This window comes from Roseivirga sp. BDSF3-8 (genome assembly GCF_041449215.1).
GTDB lineage: Bacteria > Bacteroidota > Bacteroidia > Cytophagales > Cyclobacteriaceae > JBGNFV01.
In genome coordinates this window covers 61,338-82,528 of the sequence record NZ_JBGNFV010000001.1, presented here as the reverse complement: position 1 = coordinate 82,528, position 21,191 = coordinate 61,338, and the positions used below count along the sequence as shown (strand labels likewise).

The window sequence follows — 21,191 nt, the reverse complement described above, 5'->3', positions numbered from 1 at the left end:
ATAGAGTTTGAAATGGAGCAACAGAACGAAGGCTATTATTTAAAGCTTAACGTAGCTTTAGAGGCTTTGATTGACAGGTGGTATGCATGGTCACACCTGGTATCTCCGGCCACTGCCGTAATGAACATCAAAGAGAGGCACCTGAAGATTATGGATTCTTATATAAGAAATCCAAAAATCCATGCTGCAGCCGTAAAAAAACCTGAAATGCTGGGAGGTCCGTTTATAGACTATAATGGCGGCAGGGTTGCTGAAATTAAGGATCTGTACGAAGACACTGTACAGAAAAGAACGAATATGCTCGCGATGTATGCGGCCGTGAAGGAGCTTAACGACCTCCTTCAGAAAGAAGCAAAAGGCTACTCTCTGAATGAACTGTACAAAAAGGTGCCCGATATTCTAAAGGGCTATGTAGAATTATTCTATGACCTCAACAATCAGCCAAACTTCAGATTCTTCGAAGCACTACTGTATAATAGTGAATACTACGATGAGTCAACGCAGTCTATTATGCTACAGTTGGTAGAGTCTGATAATGACCGGTCATTCTGCCTGAGTACACCCCGCCTGAATGACGACCATCTTATCCACCTTGACATTCCATTCAGGAATAATGTGATAGATGAACTGTTTAAAATGAAGCGTACGCCCGGCTCTTATGAAGAAATTAAGAAATTACTGGGCATACCCGATGATAAAGAAGAGCTTTTTGAGACCTTCTTTACGAAGACTCCTCCTCCAAAGCATGAGCCATATACCGGTGATGGTATCAGAACAAGGTATTTCGGACATGCCTGTGTGCTGGTAGAAACGAAAGAAATTTCGATCCTGGTGGATCCTGTAATCAGCTATGACGGCTACGAAACAGATATACCTCGTTATACTATCAATGACCTTCCCGAGACAATTGATTACGTTCTTATTACACATAATCACCAGGATCACGTACTGCTCGAAACACTTCTTCAGTTGCGCCATTGTATGAAAACTCTGGTAGTGCCTAGTAGTAGTAAAGGTAGTCTACAGGACCCTGGTCTGAGGCTGATGTTTGAGAAGATCGGCTTTGAAAATATCATTGAACTTGACGATATGCAGACTATTGAGCTTGACAGATGTACTATTACTGGAATGCCTTTTATAGGTGAGCACTCTGATCTGGACGTTAGAAGTAAGCTTTGCTTTCACGTGGCACTTCATAATAAATTCAAAGTATTATTTGTAGCAGATTCCTGTAATGTGGAGCCAATGCTTTATGATAGAATTCATAAGACAGTAGGCGACATAGATGTACTCTTCCTTGGTATGGAATGTGACGGTGCCCCGCTGTCATGGTTATATGGGCCACTTCTTCCCGAACCTTTGCCCAGGGATCAGGATCACTCCAGAAGACTTGCAGGGTGTAACTTTGAGCAGGGGTATAGTCTGCTGGAGACATTTAGTCCTAAAAATGTATTTGTATACGCTATGGGTATGGAGCCATGGCTGGAGTTTATAAGCTCTATTAAGTATACAGATGAATCAAAGCCAATTGTAGAATCTAACAGACTTCTTGAAAAATGTAAGGAGCTGAATATAGACGGGGAACGTCTGTATGGAGAGAAAACAATTGAGTATTAATTGATTATCACTTCCTATCTATGAAAGATATAAGACTGTTGTTAAACAAGTTTAGAGATCAAAAAGTAAAATTGATCCTCAAAGGAGAGGATTTGGATGTAGTGGCCTATGGTGGAAAGCTATCTCCCGAAATCATAGATGAGATCAGGTCTAATAAAGCTGACATTATATCTTACCTTAAGGACCAGGAGTATAAGCAGGCTGTGTTTGCTAAACCGATCCCTAAGATTGAGATAGGAAGTGATTACCCTTTATCCAATTCACAATTCAGGCTGTGGCTAATCAGTCAGAGTGCAGATGGCTCTGTAGCATATAATATGCCGCATCGTGTTACATTGGAAGGACAATATAATGTAGCGTATTTTCAAAAGGCAGTTAGTACGGTGGTTGAGCGCCATGAAATATTGCGCACAATATTCAGAGAAAATGATGAAAATGAAGTTCGCCAGGCGATTATACCCGCAGAGCACTTTCATTTTACATTTGCTTATAAAGATTACCGGGGTGAAAGTGACCCTGTAGCTGCTGCAAATACCTATGTGGAGCAGGATATGAAATTACCTTTTGATCTATCGGAAGGCCCGCTGTTCAGGGCTGCCTTACTACAGACGGAAGATGAAAGGTATGAGCTTTATTTTAACCTGCATCATATTATAAGCGACGAATGGTCCATGGAAATAGTATCCGGAGAGGTAATGGCCTACTACCATGCATTAATCTCCGGCTCTAATGTGGAAGCTTCGCCATTGCCCATACAGTATAAGGATTATGCTACATGGCTGTTAAAACAGATTGAAGAAAATCGATATAAAGAATACTGGCTGGGAAAGCTTAGCGGGCAGATTACAACTATAGACCTGCCTTCAGCCAAAAGCCGCCCGATATTCAAAACGTATAATGGTTTTAGCATAGGTACCCATATCGAGGCTGAGGTTATATCCAGGTTACGGAACTTTACAGTGGAAAACGGAGGCAGTTTGTTTATGGGGTTGTTATCCGCATGGAATATTCTATTCTACCGGTATACAGGCCAAAAAGATATCATAGTAGGAAGTACTACTGCAGGCCGGGATCATAACGACCTGAAAGGACAGATCGGGTTTTACATTAATATGCTGGCTTTGCGAAATGAGGTAAAAAGTGATGACAGCTTTCATACTTTCTATGAGCATGTAAAACTGGACACCCTCGAAGCCTACAGAAATCAGTTGTATCCCTTTGATAAGGTAGTAGAGGATCTGGACCTGCACTGGGATAACAGCCGCAGTCCGTTATTTGATATTATATTTAACTATCACGGCAATAAAGAAGGCAAAACCTCACTGGATGCAGGTATTACGGTATTAGGTGCGAGCAAGGCTAAATATGACCTTTCTATAAACCTTACGGAAGTCAGTGAGGGTGTTGACCTTGTACTGAATTATAATAAGGACGTATACGATCAGCAGACTATGGAGAGTATGATCGGTCATTTTAGAATCTTACTGAATGATATATTAAATAATACAACCGCTCCCGTTAAAAGCCTGAAGATCATAAATCAGGTAGAGAGGGTTAAGCTAACCCGGCAGTTTAATTCTAGCCGACAGTCTTTCGAAAGCGGCAATATTGTGGACATGTTCCACTCTCAGACTAAGGCGAATCCGGATAAGGTGGCTGTAAGATTTGGGAATAGCACCATTTCTTATATTAAACTGGATGAGGCAACTAACAGGGTGGCTAATTACCTGATAAAGAATAATATACAGAAAGATGATCTTGTCCCTATCTGCATAGAGCGATCTGTAGAAATGGTTATTGGTATACTCGGGGTGCTCAAAGCAGGTGCTGCCTATGTTCCGATAGACCCTTCTTTTCCGGACCAGCGAATTACTCATATGCTAAAGGATACTCATGCAGGTCTGGTTATCAGTAGCAAAGCATCTAAACAGAGCCTGGGCCAAACCGGGCTCCCTGTGGTTTCCCTGGATGAAGACACAGATCTGATAAATAGTGAATCAGACAACCCGGGGCTAAACATAGCAGGCTCAGACCTTGCATACATAGTATACACATCGGGTTCCACCGGTTTGCCTAAGGGCGTGATGGTGGAGCACCATGCGATATACAACCACATTGTGCATCACCGGAAAGAATTTGACATCAGCAAAGATGAAAATTTGCTGCTTTTCTCAAATTTTATCTTCGATGCATCGGTAGAGCAGATGTTTCTGTCTCTTACCAGCGGGTGTACGCTGGAAGTGGCCTCAGTAGAAGATATACAGGATATAGAAAGGTTTACAGGCCTGTTAAGAGAACGTGAAATATCTCACCTGCACGCTACTCCTTCATTCCTGGCGAATGTACCACTGATGGACTATCCTGGCCTGAAGAGGGTGAGGGTAGGTGGAGAGCGCTGCCCGTTAGAACTGGCCACAGCATGGGGAGCTAAGTATACATTTATTAACAAGTACGGCCCTACAGAGACTACGGTGGCACCATTGGGGCACCATTATAACCAAAGTACTGACTACACATCTTCACTACCTATTGGTAAGCCAATATCGAATACTACTGCCTACATACTGGATGAAGACCTGAACCTGATGCCTGTTTTGGCTACCGGTGAACTGTGCATTAGCGGTAGCAGCCTGGCCAGGGGGTACCTCAACAATCCCCTACTTACGTCTGAAAAGTTTGTCCGCAATCCATTTGAGGAAGGTAGTAAGCTATACAAAACCGGTGATCTGGCGCGTTGGCTTCCGGATGGCAATATAGAGTTTGTAGGTAGAAAAGATGACCAGCTCAAGGTAGGCGGTTATCGTATAGAACCCGGAGAGGTTGAAGCCGCACTGGAAAAGATTGAAGGCTTAAGCCAGGCTGTGGTAACGGCCGTTGGTGCGGAGGGCATGTCCTTACAACTCGCCGCTTATATCGTCTGCAAAAACGGTGAGATCGAGCATGATGAGGTTCGCCGGCAATTGGAGAGCGCCCTTCCTCATTATATGGTGCCTAAAGTGTACATTACACTGAAAGCTATGCCGATAACCAAAACTGGGAAGGTAAACAGGAAAGCCCTGCCTGTCCCTGAGTTTTTGTCGAACCAGCACTATATAGCCCCCTCTACTAAAATTGAAGTGCAGTTAGTTAATATTTGGCAGAGGGTGTTTAACCTGGAGAAAATAGGTGTTAATGATAGCTTCTTTGACCTGGGAGGAAACAGCCTGGTGGGAATCAAGCTTGTCAGCGAGTACAATAAAGAGTTTTCGAAGAGTATTACGATAAGAGATCTTTACCGCAACCCTGTTCTTTCAAGCCATATAGCTCTGCTGGGAAACTCTGTTTCTACGCGGTATTCAGAAATACTACCCATAGAATCTGCTGCTGATTACCAGCTTTCCAATTCACAGCTACGTTTGTTCCTGATTAGCCGTGAAAACGAAAGGTCAATCGCTTACAATATACCTCATAGCTTCCCTTTGGAGGGTGAATATGATATAGATACGCTTAAAAGGGCGGTACATTCCGTAGTGGACCGGCATGAAATATTAAGAACGGTATTTAAAGAAAATGAAACGGGCGAAGTGCGTCAGGTAGTACGTAGTACCGGGGAGTTAGGCTTAGAGATACCGTTTCATGATTTTACCGGCAAGGAAAATGCCGAAGAGGCAGCAGCAGAATATATCGCGTCAGATTCCCTTCAGCCTTTTGACTTAAGTAACGGCCCGGTGTTCAGGACCGCCTTACTGAAGGTGGCAGAAAAGAAGCATATCTTTTATGTTAATCTGCATCATATCATAAGTGATGAATGGTCTACGGAAGTAATGTCCAGGGAACTAATGGCATACTACCAGGCCTACAGGACAGAAGAAACGCCCGACTTGGCTCCTCTGAAAATACAGTTTAAGGACTTTGCGGCCTGGCAGCTCAAGGAACTTGAGGGAGAAACCTATGCGAAACACCGGGAATACTGGATGAATAAGCTGGAAGGCGATATTCCTCTTCTGGAACTGCCTTCTGCCAAGGTGCGGCCTCCGGTGCAAACCTTTAACGGTCACCGTACAGGCACTATGCTGGATGCGGATACTACAAAAAAGCTGCGGAAATTTGCGAATGAAACGGGAGGTAGCATATTTATGGGATGTGCCGCAGCATGGCAGGCCCTTATGTATCGCTATACTAGTGAAAAGGATATTATTACCGGCACAATTGTAAGCGGACGTAACCATTCAGATCTGAAAGATCAGATCGGGTTTTATGTAAATATTGCCGTACTCAGAAGCCAGGTGAATCCTGAAGATAAGTTTTCGACATTTTACAAGCAGGTAAGAGATGATGCTTTTGATGCTTACGAACATCAGATGTATCCTTTCGACAGATTGATAAACGATCTTGACATAAGAATCGACGTCAGTAGAAATCCGCTGGTAGATATAGTACTTAGCCACCATGCCGTACCACAGCTCGATCCCTCATTTAAGGAGGAGGTCTTAGTAGATTTAGGAGGAGGGGTGACCAAATTCGATATAGAACTTCATATACTGGAATCAGGGAATAATATCGGTATTGTAGCCAACTATAACACGGATATTTACGAGAAGAAAGTCATAGACAGGCTATTGCTGCACTATAAAGCTATTATAGCTAATCTGATTAAGAACCCCCAGGAGAAGATCAGCAGACTTGACTTCCTGCCTGAACAGGAAAAGCATAAAATACTTTACGAATTTAATCAGACAACCACCGACTACCCTTCGGGCAAAAGTCTGGTAGAGCTCTTTACAGAGCAGGTTGACTCCACTCCGGATGCTATAGCCGTCGAGTTTAAGGAAATAGTCCTTAGCTATAAGGAGCTTGATGTACAGAGTAACCGACTGGCAAACTACCTGCTAACACATTTTGAGGTTAGTCAAAATGACCTTATTGGCATTAAGCTGGGCAGAAATCAGCATGTTATTATCAGTATGCTTGCTATTCTGAAAATGGGGGCTGCATATGTTCCTATAGACCCGGACTACCCCTCTCAGCGTATTGCCTATATCGAGAATAACAGTGGTTGCCTTTTCACCATTAATGAAGATCTGATAACTATATTCCAGGGGGACACAGATTATAACGATCAGGCTCCTGAAATAAATACCACAGCCAGGGATCTGTCATATGTTATGTATACCTCCGGTTCTACCGGCGAGCCAAAGGGGGTGATGATTGAGGGCAAAAGTATAACCAGGCTGGTGAAGGATACGAACTATTATAACTTCACGCCGTCCGATGTTATACTATCTACCGGGGCACTCTCCTTTGATGCTACCACTTTTGAATACTGGGGGCCGCTCCTGAACGGGGCCAAACTGGTAATTTGTTCTAAATCTGATTTGCTGGATAGCCGCTCATTTAAAGAGGCTATCATTTCTCATGGTGTCAACGTATTATGGCTGACTTCAGGGTGGCTTAACCACCTGGTAAACGGGCAGATTGATCTGTTTGAGCCACTCAGTACCCTGGTGGCGGGTGGCGACAAGCTTTCACCATTCCATATCGAAAAGCTCAGAAAGCAATACCCTGGACTGACCATCATAAATGGCTACGGACCTACCGAAAATACGACTTTCTCGCTTACTCATGACATTCAGCAGGTAGATGGAGATCTGCCCATTGGTGCTCCGGTCAGCAATAGTACGGCCTATATCCTGAATGATGAAATGCTTATTCAGCCGATAGGTATCACAGGAGAAATTTACCTGGGGGGCGATGGACTTGCGCGAGGGTACCTGAAAGAACCAGCCCTTACGGAAGAGAAATTCATCTCTCATCCTTACAAACCTGGAGAAAAACTTTATAAAACCGGCGACCTGGGCAGATGGCGGGCCGAGGGTATAGTGGACTTTATGGGCAGGATAGATAACCAGTTTAAGATCAGAGGGTTCCGTATTGAGCTTGGTGAAATAGAAAATGCCCTCATGACCTATTCTACCGTAAGCCAGGCGGTAGTGACCGTCGGCCAGCATGAAAGCGGACCTGTACTGGTGGCCTACATTGTACCCCAGAACGATTTTGATAAACAGGAGCTGCGCAATAACCTAAGCAACGTACTTCCGGACTATATGCTGCCTACCTATTTTGTAGAGGTAGACGCTATGCCACTAAACCCTAATGGCAAGGTGGAAAAGAAGGCTCTGCCGGAGTATGGTATGGAAGATATGGTACAGCGCAACTACCTGGCCCCCGTCACCGATACAGAAAAACGCATGGCTACTATCTGGGAAGAAGTCCTTGATCTTGATAAAGTAGGGATTACGGACAACTTCTTCGAAATAGGCGGCGACTCCCTGAAGCTTATGAATATAGTATGGCAGATAGAGGATAAGTATAATATCCAGGTGCCGGTAAAAGATTTTTACGCAATGCCGACTATTAAGGAGCTGGCCAAAGTAATAGATCTGGCATCCGCTCCCGCTGTAGAAAGAAAGAACTCAATCACGATATAACACAGAGTATTTATGTATTCTTTGATTGAAGAACTAAAAAGAAATAAGATAGATGTCTCTTTAGACGGGGACAACCTGAAGCTTCATTTTGATGGAGATAATATAGACCCTGCTCTGTTGGAAAAGCTGAAGGAGAATAAGGAAAATCTTATTGCCTTTTTTAAGAAATTTTCTCCCCAGGCAAATAAAATCAATATTCAGCCCGTGGAAAAGGCGGACAGCTATCCTCTATCTAATGCCCAAAGAAGGCTATGGCTGGCAAGTCAGTCTGAAGAAAGCTCTGTGGCCTATAATGTACCCAATGCAGTTGAGTTAAAAGGAGACTATGATATAAAGCATTTTGAGAATGCGGTTAAAGCAGTAATAGCCCATCATGAGATTCTCCGTACCGTATTCAGAGTAAATGAAACAGGTGAAGTAAGGCAAATCATCCTATCACCTGAAGAAGGAAACTTTACTATCGACTATAAGGACTTCAGAACAGAAGAAAACCCCGAACATGCGGCCCGGACATTTATAGCCGGTGACTCTCATAAGCCATTTAACCTGACTGAAGGCCCCCTTATCAGGGCTGGTTTGTTTCAGGTAGCTGATGATTCTTATCTCTTCTACTACAACCTGCATCATATTGTGAGTGACGGCTGGTCACAGCGGGTGCTCACGCAGAATGTAATGAAGTACTACCAGGCTTTTGTCCAGGGAAAACAGCCTGTAGTACGCCCTCTGAAAATCCAGTATAAAGACTACGCCGTCTGGCAACTTAACCAACTGGAGACAGAGGACTATCAGCATCACAAAGACTACTGGCATTCGCAGTTTCGAAATAGCGTGGCCCAGTTAGATCTGCCAGCTACAAAGAGCAGGCCCCGGATCAAAACACATAATGGTAGAAAACTGGCTACCCGTGTGTCTCCGGAAATTATCAATAAACTTAGAAAATTCACTACCGAAGAAGGTGGCAGCCTCTTCATGGGTTTGCTTGCCGCATGGAAAGTACTACTATACCGGTATACCGGCGAAACAGATATAGTCATCGGTAATCCCGTTTCCGGCCGTGACCATTCTGATCTGAAGGAACAGATTGGTTTCTATGTCAACATGCTCGCACTCAGAAACCAGGTAGATGGTACAGATGCTTTCAGAAAATTTTTCAGCAAAGTTAAATCCTCTACCCTTAGCGCCACCGAACATCAGGCCTACCCCTTCGATAAGCTTCTCGAAGACCTTAAAATTGAAAGAAATTACGCCAGAAGTCCGCTTTTTGATATAAAAGTAGACTTTCACGGTGTAGCCAACTATGGGTACACCTTTGGGTACGATGAAATAAAGGACCATGGGCCTACAGTAAGTAAATTTGACCTGGAGCTATTTCTGGCAGAACATGAGGGTGGCGTAGACCTAGCGCTGAGCTTCAACCGCGATGTGTATGACCCCGCCCTGATGGAAAAGTTCCTGGTCCACTATAAAGCCATGATTTCCAGTTTGGTAGCAAACCCGGATCAGGTAATAAACAGGGTGGACTACCTTCTAGATGAGGAGAAAGAATTCTTGCTGCAGCATAATCACAAGACCATTGACTACCCTGCGGACGAAACATTTATCGACCTTTTTACAAAACAGGTTAAAGACAGGCCCGAAGCCATAGCCGTACAGTTTGAAGGTAATAAACTTACTTATGCCGAGCTTAACGAGAAGGCTGACAGAGTAGCCAACTACCTACTGAATGATAGTCAACTGAAAAAAGGTGACTATGTAGGTATCTACATGGATATGAGCGAATATTTTATCATATCCATAATGGGTGTACTGAAAGCAGGCTGTATATACGTACCGGTGGACACTGGTTTCCCCACATCGAGAAAACAGCACATTGTAGAAGACTCCGGACTGTCTCTCATCATTACAGACACCTCATTCATGTTCGAAATAGATTTTTATTTCGGAGACATGTTTGCCATAGATGTAGAGCTTGAGGAGGTAGAAATAAAAGAGGCTGATATCAACCTATGTGGTGCGGATGACCTGGCATACGTTATTTATACCTCAGGTTCTACCGGTCAGCCCAAAGGTGTATTGATAAGCCATATCAATGTGGTGGATTACCTACATGGCCTGGTAAAGAGGCTCCACCTGAAAGCAGGCTATTCCTACGGCCTTATGTCTACACCTGCTGCCGACCTGGGGAATACTGTCCTGTTTGGCGCTCTGGCTACTAGTGGAGCACTGCATCTTTTCTCTAAAAAGAACCTGACCGACTCTGTAGTCCTTTCAGGTTACTTCGCAAAAGAGAAGATTGATGTTATAAAAATTGTGCCTTCGCACTGGCTGTCATTGTGCAATGGCAAAAACCTGGTGCTTCCTGAAAAAGTCATCATTTTCGGTGGTGAGGTACTACCAAAAGCCGTCATTCAAAAAATCAATAACAGCCAAAGTGCGGTAACCATATTTAACCATTATGGGCCTACCGAAACCACAATTGGTAAACTGATGTACGAAGTGGAACGGGCCAGAAATTATGAAACCGTGCCTGTTGGTAATGTATTCTCCAATAGTGAGATATTTGTTCTGGATAGCCGTAAGGAACTGCTGCCTGTTGGCGTTTCCGGTGAGCTGCATATTGGAGGTGCCGGCCTGGCCCAGGGCTACCTTAATGCACCGGGACTTACCGAAGCCAAATTTATACCCCATCCTTATAAAGAAGGGAAACGGCTGTATAATACCGGCGACCTTGTAAAGTGGCTTCCCGATGGTAATATTGCATTTGTAGGCAGAAAAGATTTTCAGGTAAAAATTCGCGGCTACAGGATTGAACTGGGAGAAATAGAAGCAGTGCTATCCGGTATAAAAGGCGTGAAGAATGCCGTAGTGCTGGCTTACGAAAAGGAAGGAATGGCGAAACAGCTAGTGGCTTACCTCGCGGTAGACGGCGAAATGGAGCAGGATGAGATACAGAAGCATTTATCCAATACACTCCCCGGCTATATGGTGCCAAACCATTTTGTTCAACTAGGTGAAATTCCGCTTACGGAAAATGGTAAGATAAACCGTAAAGCACTTCCTGACCCCTTTGAAGATGAGGTGCGCGAATATATTGCCCCTGCTAATGAAATAGAATCAAAACTGGTTCAGATCTGGCAGGATACAATAGGCATTGAAAGAGTCGGTACCAGCGACAACTTCTTTAAAATCGGCGGAGACAGCCTGATCGCCATCAAGATGATCAGCATTTACCATAAGACCTTTAATATTAGCATCACCATTAACGATATTTTCGAAAGCCCTGTATTAATAGATCACGTTAAATTCGTGGAGAGAGGGTCTAAGGCCCATATGAAGCAGATAAGCAGAGTAGAAGAGGCGGAAAGCTATCCGCTTTCCAACTCACAGCTTCGCCTGTGGCTCGTAAGTCAGATGGAACAAAGTTCAGTGGCTTACAATATGCCTAAATCCGTATTGCTGGAAGGTAAGTATGATACGGATAAGTTTACGCAGGCGGTATATGCTGTGATAGACAGACATGAAATACTGCGTACAGTATTTAAGTATAACCTGGAAAATGAGGTACGCCAGTACATTCGCAGCAGAGAAGAACTGGGCTTTAATATTCCGCGGGTAGATTTGAGCGGCGAAACAGATCCGCAGAAAGCTTCTGAGTTATATATAGCTGAGGATTCATATAAGCCTTTTGACTTGAAAACCGGTCCGCTCATTCGTGCCGCCATCATCCGTTTGTCTGATGAAAGGCATGTGTTCTATTACAACATGCATCATATCATCAGCGATCAGCTATCTATGCAGGTGATGGCACGTGATGTGTCGGCTTTCTACCAGGCATTTATGGCAGGTGATACCCCTGAACTGCCTGTGCTCAATATCCAGTTTAAGGACTACACCGGATGGCAGGCCGAACAAATGGCCTCTCTTGACTTCCAGTTACATAAAGATTACTGGCTCGGACAGTTCAAAGAGCCTGTATCTGCCATAGACCTTCCTTCGCTGAAAAAAAGACCTGCGGTCAAAACTTACCGGGGTAAATCTCTCGCTGTCAGGGTTTCCGAGAAGACCACATCAAGGCTCAGAGACTTTATGGTAGCCAGGGATGGAAGCCTCTTTATGGGGCTGTTGGCAGCCTTCAAAGTCATGGTGTATCACTATACCGGTGAAAGAGACATTACCGTGGGCAACATAGTGGCTGGTAGAGAGCACGCCGACCTGGAAGACCAGATCGGTTTCTACATCAATACACTGGCCCTACGGAATAAGATAGATGCATTTAGTTCTTTCGACTTCATATGCCAGCAAATTAAGGAAAATACGCTAAGGGCCTTCAAACACCAGGCTTATCCTTTTGATCAGCTTATTGACGACCTGGGTATTCAACGTGATATGGCCAGAAGTCCGCTGTTCGATATTCTGATTGACTATCACGGTGTCTCAGGCAGTCACTATACCTTCTCTCATACAGACGACATTCTTGATCTTGGCGAGTGCATGGTCAAGTTTGATATGGAAGTACACCTCACAGAAGTGGATAACGGGGTAAACGTTGTGATCATGTATAACGACGATGTATACGAGACAGCCGTTATTTCAGACTTCCTGAAACACTATAAAATATTGCTGAACATGATGTTGGATAAGCCCCAGCGACATGTCAGCATTATGAATTTCCTTACAGAAAAGGAAAATGAACTACTGCAGAAAGAGTATAATAATACGGATTTTGAATACCCTGAAGCGCTTACTGTTATTGATGTCATTCAAAAGCAGGCTAAGCAGACTCCCGAAGCTGTAGCCATAGAATACGGAGAAGGTACTCTTACCTACAGGGAGCTTGATAGCTGGTCTGATAAGTTGGCCAAATACCTGTTAGCCAAAGGGCTGAAAAAAGAAGAGCTAGTGCCTTTGTGCCTGGGCCGTTCTCCGGAAATGATTATTTCCATACTGGGTATTATGAAAGCCGGAGGTGCTTATGTACCGGTAGACCCTGCTTATCCGGAACAGCGTATAGCTTTCGTACTGGAAGATACCAGGGCCCGGTTTGCGGTATCTGAAAGGAACGCAGTAAATGCTTTGGAAAACTATCCTACCCTTGAGGTCATAGAAATAGGGAAGGTATTGACACAAACCGTTTCTGAAGAAGCAGAGATCAGCTTACCCTCGACCGGACAGTTGGCCTATGTCATCTACACCTCAGGTAGTACGGGTAAGTCCAAAGGAGTGATGGTAGAACACAAGCCACTCACAAACTTTCTTTACAGCATGAAAGACTACCTGAGTTTTGGTAGTGACCTCAGACTGTTAAGTCTTACCACCTTTACCTTTGACATTTCCATACTGGAGTTTATGTCTCCGCTGATGTGGGGAGGGCGGTTAATACTTATCAGTGACGAAGAACATAAAGATCCTGCGCTTATAGCTTCAGCTATAAAGGCAAAAGCGCCTAACTGCATCCAGGCGACACCTTCCCACTGGCAGATGTTGCTTAATTACGATTGGGGCTATAGCAATATTAAACTTCTATCAGGAGGCGAAGCCATTTCTGACGAACTGAAACAACAGTTACTTTCCAGGACTGACGAGCTATGGAACCTGTACGGACCTACGGAAACCACCATATGGTCATGCATATCAAGGCTGCGAGCAGATGAAAAAGTAACCATCGGCAAGCCTATCGGTAATACGCGGGTGTATGTGCTGAACGAGAGGCTTGCTCTGGCTCCTGCAGGTACTGCCGGAGAACTTTGTATCGGAGGCGATGGCGTGGCAAGAGGATACCTTAACCGCCAGGTACTGACGATGGATAAGTTCGTCAATAACCCCTTCCGCAAAGGAGAGAAAATATACAGAACCGGCGACCTGGTAAAATGGCTGCCAGACGGGCAGCTTGAATTTATTGGTCGTGAAGATAGCCAGGTAAAAATCCGGGGGCATCGTATAGAACTTGGAGAAATTGAGAATGCCCTGGCTACTAAAGAAGAGGTAGGACTTAATGCTGTAGTGGTGAAGGATACGGGAACAGGACAAAAAGATCTTGTAGCGTACTACACGAGTTCAGAGCTTTTAAAAGCCTCTGCTTTACGCACGCATCTGCTCGAACATATCCCTTCATACATGGTGCCTGCCTACTTTGTAGCCCTGGAAGAGATGCCCCTTACGGCCAATGGTAAGGTAGATCGCAAGGCACTACCCGATCCTGCGGAAATGGATATGGATAGTGGAGTCGAATATGTAGCTCCCCGCAATGATACTGAAGCACAACTCGCAACTATTTGGGAAACAGTGCTCGACAGACAGGATATAGGACTAAAAGGTGATTTTTTTGATCTGGGAGGGCACAGCCTCCGGGCCGTTCGCCTGATAAATGAATACTATAAAGCTTTCGATATAAAGCTTACTATGGCTGATGTCTTTGCCAACCGGATATTGGAAAGCCATGTCAGCCTGCTGGCCAAAGCTGAGCGGACTCAGTACGCACAAATCCCGGCATTACCCTCGCAGGATGATTATCCTATCTCAGATGCGCAGCGCAGGCTTTGGGTTATCAGTCAGTTTAAAGAGCAAAGTGCCTCCTACAATATGCCTAACCAGGTATATTTGGATGGGGAATACGACCTGGAGAAGCTCAGGTATGCCGTATTAAGCCTTATGAAAAGACACGAGATTCTGCGTACAGTCTTCCGTGAGGATGAAGAAGGAAATATTCGCCAGGTAGTACTGGATGTAAACGATATGGACTTTGATATCGGATACCATGATTATGCTTCCACAGGAAATTCTGAAGCAAACGTAAGGGAATACATCCGTGAAGATGCCTACAAGCCTTTTGATCTGGCTAACGGCCCCCTAATCCGGGCCGCTATTCTGAAAGTATCGGAAGCCGGGTATGTGTTCTATTATAACATGCACCATATCATCAGTGACGGATGGTCACTTGATATTATTGCACGAGATGTACAGGCATATTACCAGCACTATGCTGCCGAAGCACCTTTGGGCCTGCCTGAGCTTACTATTCAATATAAGGACTACGCTGCCTGGCAACTTGAGCGGCTGGCATCTGACGACTTCTGGGAGCATAAAAAGTTCTGGTTGTCTAGACTGCAAGGTGAGCTTCCGGTATTGGAGATGCCGGGATATGAACAGCGACCCGCCAGGAAGACCACTAATGGCAGACGCATTAGCCTACTGATCGGCGAAGATGATAATAGGGCCATAAACAGTTTTGTTGCAGAACAGCAGGGTACACTATTCATGTACCTTCTGTCATCCCTTAATGTATTGCTCCACCGCTATACCGGACAGGACGATATCATAATCGGTAGCCCAGTTGCAGGAAGAGGCCATAATGAGCTGGAGCATCAGATCGGTTTCTATGTCAATACCCTGCCGCTCAGGACCGGGCTAGACAGCCGTGATACTTTCCCTGCCTTTTTCAATAAAGTGAAAGAAGACGTAATAGAGGCATATGGTCATCAGGAGTATCCTTTCGACAGGCTGGTTGAGGATCTGAATCTGCAGAGGGACACCAGCCGCAATGCAATTTTTGACGTACTGCTGATACTTCAGAATACGTCAGATTCGAATGAAGTAACCCTGCCATTCAGTGAAGGGACAGATCTGATTGAAAGAGGGGATGTAAAAGTAAATTATGACCTTGAATTTACTTTTAAGGAATTCAAAAATGGTCTGAAATTAGACCTGTCTTATAATGAAGACATTTACTCAGATGAATTTATAAAATCTTTTGCAGGACACTTCAGGAGTTTGATAAAACAACTAGGAGAAACGCACAATGTACAACTCGGCGCTGTAGACCTGTTAGGTGCTGAAGAGGCAAAAAGGTTAGCGGAACATAATCACACCACCGTTACCTACCCTGAGGAACAAACTGTGATAGATCTTCTGAGAATACAGGTACAGAAAACACCTGACCAAAGAGCCGTGGTATCTGAGCAGGCAAGCCTGACTTATAGTGATATCGATAAGATGTCAGATTCACTGGCAGGTCGTTTGTCAGAAACAAATGATCAAACGCCCGTAGGCGTCCTGCTGGCCAGATCTGCCGAAAGCGTAATCAGTTTGCTAGGTATCATGAAATCCGGAAGAGTGTATGTTCCGATAGATTCTACCTACCCGGTTGAGAGGATCAAATTCATACTGAAAGATGCAGGGATTACTCAACTGGTTGCCGATACTTCGCTGGAAGTAGTGCAGACTATAAAAGAGGATGTAAGCTTTATAGATAGTACATCACTGCAAAACAGAAGCGACAATATTGTTAACCATTGCAACCTGAATGATAATGCTTTTATCATTTATACCTCAGGTTCTACCGGAACACCAAAGGGCGTGGTTCAGACGCACAAAATGCTGCGCAACCTCATCAACTGGGAGTCTTCCGCTTCGGGGATTGACCGAAGAGGTAAGCACCTACAGTACAATTCGTTCAGTTTTGATGTATCTGTGCAGGATGTATTTGCTTCCCTTACCAATGGCGGCGAGTTGCATATTGTCAACGAAAACCAGAAGCTGGATTTTATTGCCTTACGCCAATACGTGATACAAAACAGCCTTGAAGTTCTTAGTTTTCCTTACTCTGCTATGGTTAGCTTCTATAGTATCAACCAACCGGATGACTTTGTAGGGCACAGCATCAAACAGGTAATTTCTTCAGGAGAACAACTTGTACTTACAGAGGGGCTTAAGGCCTTTTTAGAAGACAACCCCGAGGTCGAGTTGCATAATCATTATGGCCCTTCAGAAACGCACGTTGTGACCCATTATGTTTATACCTCTTCACAAACTCAAAAGGTCAGCCATCATCTGCCTATAGGTAAGCCAGTTTCTAACACGGCCGTCTATATACTGAACAATATGTTCCAGCCACAGCCTGCAGGGGCTATCGGCGAAATATATATTGGCGGACATAATCTGGCCGATGGATACCTGAATCGTGAAGAGCTTACCTCGCAGCGCTTTATAGAAAACCCTTTCAGGACAGGAGAACTCCTTTATAAAACCGGCGATAATGGTCGCTGGCTTCCTGATGGTAATATCGAGTACTTCGGCCGGATAGATAAGCAGGTCAAAGTGCGCGGATACCGTATAGAGCTAAGCGAAATCGAAGCCGTACTGGATCAGATAGATAATATCAAAAAATCCATTGTGGTTGCTGTGGAGGGGCGCGAAGGTCTGAAGCAATTGATTGCCTATGTAGTGACTGATGAAGCGCCAGACGGAAAAGCGCTGCATGCAAAGTTACAGGAATACCTACCCGATTATATGATACCGCGTGTATTCGTTCCTATTTCTGAAATACCCCTTACTTCAAATGGTAAGATTGACAAAAATGCTCTTCCTAAACCTCAGGCCGGAATAGGTACTCAAGAGAAATATGTAGCGCCTTCTACCGAAACCGAAGAGAAGATCACCGCCATCTGGCAGGAAGTGTTGGGTATCGATAAAATAGGGGTTAAAGATAACTTCTTCGAACTGGGCGGTAACAGCTTGGATTTGGTGAAAATCACATCAAAGATCAGGAAGAAGCTGGAGCTGGTCATCGAAATTCAGACCCTGTTTGAATTCAGTACTATCAGCGACCTGGCCTTCCATATTGATTACACCCTCAAGCAGGATGACATCGAAAATTCTTATCAGTCCCTTAACGAGATTGAACTATGATAGAGCTATTAAAGAAAATTGATAGAGAAGGTATCGTTTTAAAGGTCGTTGAGGGCGAACTGAAACTTTATGCCTCCAGTGCTGACATTGATAAGCAGTTGCTGGCGGAGATTAAATCCAATAAACAACAGCTTACCGATTACCTGGATAAAAGCCGAAAGCATACAGTCAGAGCAAAAAAATACACCGAAATTCCGGTGTGTGAAAAGAAGGATAGTTATCCCCTTTCCAATGCACAGTACCGCCTTTGGGTAGCCAGCCAATCCCCCGAAAGTTCTGTGGCCTACAACATGTCTAAGCAGATCATGCTGGACGGCACCTATGATGTAGAGAGCTTTCAGAAAGCGATACATGCTGCTATAGAAAGGCATGAGATTCTCAGGACCGTTTTTAGAGAAGACGAAAAAGGAGAAGTAAAGCAATTTATACTTTCTCCGGATGAACTGAGCTTTACTATTGACTACATAGATTTCAGAGCAGAGCTTACGCCACAGCCGGCTATCCAGGCATATGTTAAAAAGGATATTAGTATACCATTCGATCTGGATAAAGGGCCATTGATTAGGGCTAGCCTCCTTCAATTATCAGAAGAGCAGTATGTGTTTCATTATGTAATGCACCATATCATAAGTGATGGTTGGTCTATGGGCATATTATCCAGGGATGTAATGGCATTCTACAATGCCTTCCTGAACAGTACCGCGCACAACCTTTCCCCACTGCGGATACAGTATAAAGACTATGCAGCCTGGCAGGTAGCTGAACTGGATGGTAAAACCTATGAAGGACACAAAAAGTACTGGCATGAACAACTCAGCGGAGAGTTGCCCAAACTAGACCTCCCCTCAGGTAAAATGCGGCCTGCAGTAAAGTCATTTAACGGAAAAAGACTTGGGACACATATTTCTCCTGACATTGTCAATAGCCTGAGAAAATATACTACTGCTAAAAACGGAAGCCTGTTCACCGGATTGTATACTGCCTTTCAGGCTTTGTTTTATAGGTATAGCCGGGAAGAAGATATTGTGCTCGGCAATGCAGTTGCAGGCCGTGACCATGCCGATCTTGATGACCAGATCGGATTTTATGTCAATACTCTTGCTCTGAGAACACGTGCTGAAGCTACAGACAGCTTTGACCAGTTGTTTGAGAAGTGTAAAGATACAGCTACCAATGCTTACAAGCACCAGATGTATCCTTTTGACGAACTGCTGGAAGGCCTGGATACAAAGAGGGATGCTGCCAGAAATCCTATATTCGATGTACTGCTGGACTATAACGGTCCCGTACCCGCCGGCACAAAGTACCCCGATGACTTCCAGGACTTTGGTAAAGGTAGCGTGAAGTTTGACCTGGAGCTTGACTTTTCAGAAGTACAGGAGGGTGTCAACCTGACCATCGGCTTCAATACAGACGTATATGAGCAGTCAGTTATAGAGCGCTTCATTCTGCACTATAAGCAACTGCTGGAGGCTGTGTTGCTTGAGCCTGGAAAGGCTGTGGGTATGGTAGACTTCCTGGCCGAAGATGAGCGTGAGAAGCTGCTGAACACCTTCAGCACCGGTGAAAGTGTGGCCACAGAACATCAGGACCTGGTGACCATGTTTGCCGCACAGGCCAAAGCCGTCCCTCAGTCTACGGCGATCATCTGCGAAGGCGAGGAGCTCACCTACCAGCAACTTGATGAGCGCAGCAACCGGCTGGCTCACCTGTTGGCAGAGCGCGGGGTAGAGACCGATACCCTGGTGCCCCTGTGTATGGATCGCTCCCTGGATATGTTTGTCGCCATCCTGGGTATACTCAAAGCCGGGGGCGCTTACGTACCCGTAGACCCCAGCTACCCGCAGCAGCGTCTGGACTTCATCTTCGAAGATACCGAATGCGCGTACATGCTCAGTGATAGTGATCTGTCTCACATCTATGAGGACTACGAGGATGAGATAGACGTGATCTGCCTGGATGAACTTGCAGAAGAACTGGAATCCTATCCGTCATCCGCTCCTGAGGTAAGCATCGATGGTGATCAGCTCGCCTACCTTATTTACACCTCCGGTACCACGGGTACTCCCAAGGGCGTGATGATCGAGCACCGCAGCATCGCCGGCTACCTGACCACTCAGAGTGCCTATTTTGGTGTAGACCGTGCCGATACCTTCATTCTGTTCGCCAACATAGCCTTTGATGCCTCGGTAGAGCAGGTATTCCTGGGCCTTGTGAACGGTGCCAGGCTGGTAGTGCCCAGGAAAGCGGATCTTCTGGACAGTCAGAAGTTTACCCGTCTGCTGGCCGACTACCGGGTGACCCACCTGCATGCGGTCCCCTCTTTCCTGCGTGCGCTGGTGATCGATTCCGCCTTCAGCCTGAAGCGGATTGTATCGGCCGGAGAGTCCTTTGACCGGGAGTTGTATAAAGAATGGGAAGGCAAAGTAGCCATCTATAACAAGTATGGTCCTACTGAAGCGACTGTGTCAGCCACTGAATATAAAGTAACGGCCGACAGCTACCTGCCTCTTTCCATAGGGAAGCCTATAGGGGACACAAGAGTGTACATTTTGAATGAGATGGATGCCCTGCAGCCGGAAGGAGCGATAGGGGAGATATGCATCGGTGGCCCCGGCCTGAGCAGGGGCTACCTGAACCGTGAAGAACTCACGGCCGATCGTTTTATCGACAATCCGTTTGCCGAAGGTAAGAAGCTGTACCGGTCAGGTGACCTGGGGAGCTGGCTGGCAGATGGTAGCATAGCCTTCCACGGGCGTAAGGACCACCAGGTAAAGGTACGGGGCTACCGCATAGAGCTGGAAGAGATCGAGTCGGTGCTAAATGAGTTATACAACATAGACCAGGCGGCGGTGCTGGCCGTAGATGACCACACGGGCTCCAGGCAACTGGTAGCCTATGTGGTATCAAACGAACTGGTAGATGCCAATAGCATTAAGGAAGGGCTTACGCTGGTACTGGAAGAGAGTCTTCCGGAGTATATGATTCCGGATTTATTCATCAAGCTGGAAGAGATGCCGCTGACCGCCAGTGGCAAGATTGACCGCAAGGCGCTGCCGGTACCTCAGACCCTGTACCGGCAGAAGGACTACGTAGCCCCGTCTACCGAAACAGAAGAAAAACTCGCCGGTATATGGCAGGAAGAGCTCAACCTGAAAAGGGTAGGAACGGAAGACGACTTCTTTGATTTGGGGGGCAACAGCCTGAAGGCCATTCGTATAAGTACCAGAATTAAAAAAGAGCTTGGACTTACCGTAGAAATGAGATCTCTTTTCAATCTCAGGTCTGTAAAAGATCTCTCTTCTCATATCGATTTTTTGCAAAAGCAGAAGGCCATGCGCGAAAAGAAAGTAAACATGAAGAAGATTGAAATATAGTATCTGCCTCCTGGGCAGGGTTATATAGACTAACAGGTCTAGCCAC

4 protein-coding genes are annotated in these 21,191 nt (G+C 45.2%); all 4 read left to right on the top strand.

The genetic code is table 11. From position 1 onward, the window contains the following. Window positions 1–12: 12 nt before the first annotated feature. The 4 genes from AB9P05_RS00190 to AB9P05_RS00175 are packed head-to-tail and all read left to right on the top strand — an operon-like array spanning window position 13 to window position 21,145. A complete protein-coding gene (locus AB9P05_RS00190) occupies window positions 13–1,617 on the top strand; it encodes an MBL fold metallo-hydrolase (protein WP_371906799.1) in 1,605 nt (534 codons plus the stop codon). A 20-nt stretch (window positions 1,618–1,637) separates the two neighbouring features. Further along, window positions 1,638–8,084 (top strand): amino acid adenylation domain-containing protein, encoded by a 6,447-nt coding sequence (locus tag AB9P05_RS00185; RefSeq protein ID WP_371906798.1) that lies wholly within the window; start codon window positions 1,638–1,640, stop codon window positions 8,082–8,084. A 12-nt stretch (window positions 8,085–8,096) separates the two neighbouring features. Continuing rightward, window positions 8,097–17,768: an amino acid adenylation domain-containing protein gene (locus AB9P05_RS00180; protein ID WP_371906797.1), complete on the top strand. Its 9,672-nt coding sequence runs from the start codon at window positions 8,097–8,099 to the stop codon at window positions 17,766–17,768. Beyond that, a complete protein-coding gene (locus AB9P05_RS00175) occupies window positions 17,765–21,145 on the top strand; it encodes an amino acid adenylation domain-containing protein (RefSeq protein ID WP_371906796.1) in 3,381 nt (1,126 codons plus the stop codon). The genes AB9P05_RS00180 and AB9P05_RS00175 overlap by 4 nt, the downstream gene beginning before the upstream one ends. Window positions 21,146–21,191: the final 46 nt, after the last annotated feature.

Bases quoted from the DNA above. Each gene is read 5' to 3' on its own strand.
- AB9P05_RS00180 (WP_371906797.1), top strand. From the start codon at position 8,097: ATGTATTCTTTGATTGAAGAACTAAAAAGAAATAAGATAGATGTCTCT.
- AB9P05_RS00185 (WP_371906798.1), top strand. From the start codon at position 1,638: ATGAAAGATATAAGACTGTTGTTAAACAAGTTTAGAGATCAAAAAGTA.
- AB9P05_RS00175 (WP_371906796.1), top strand. From the start codon at position 17,765: ATGATAGAGCTATTAAAGAAAATTGATAGAGAAGGTATCGTTTTAAAG.
- AB9P05_RS00190 (WP_371906799.1), top strand. From the start codon at position 13: ATGGAGCAACAGAACGAAGGCTATTATTTAAAGCTTAACGTAGCTTTA.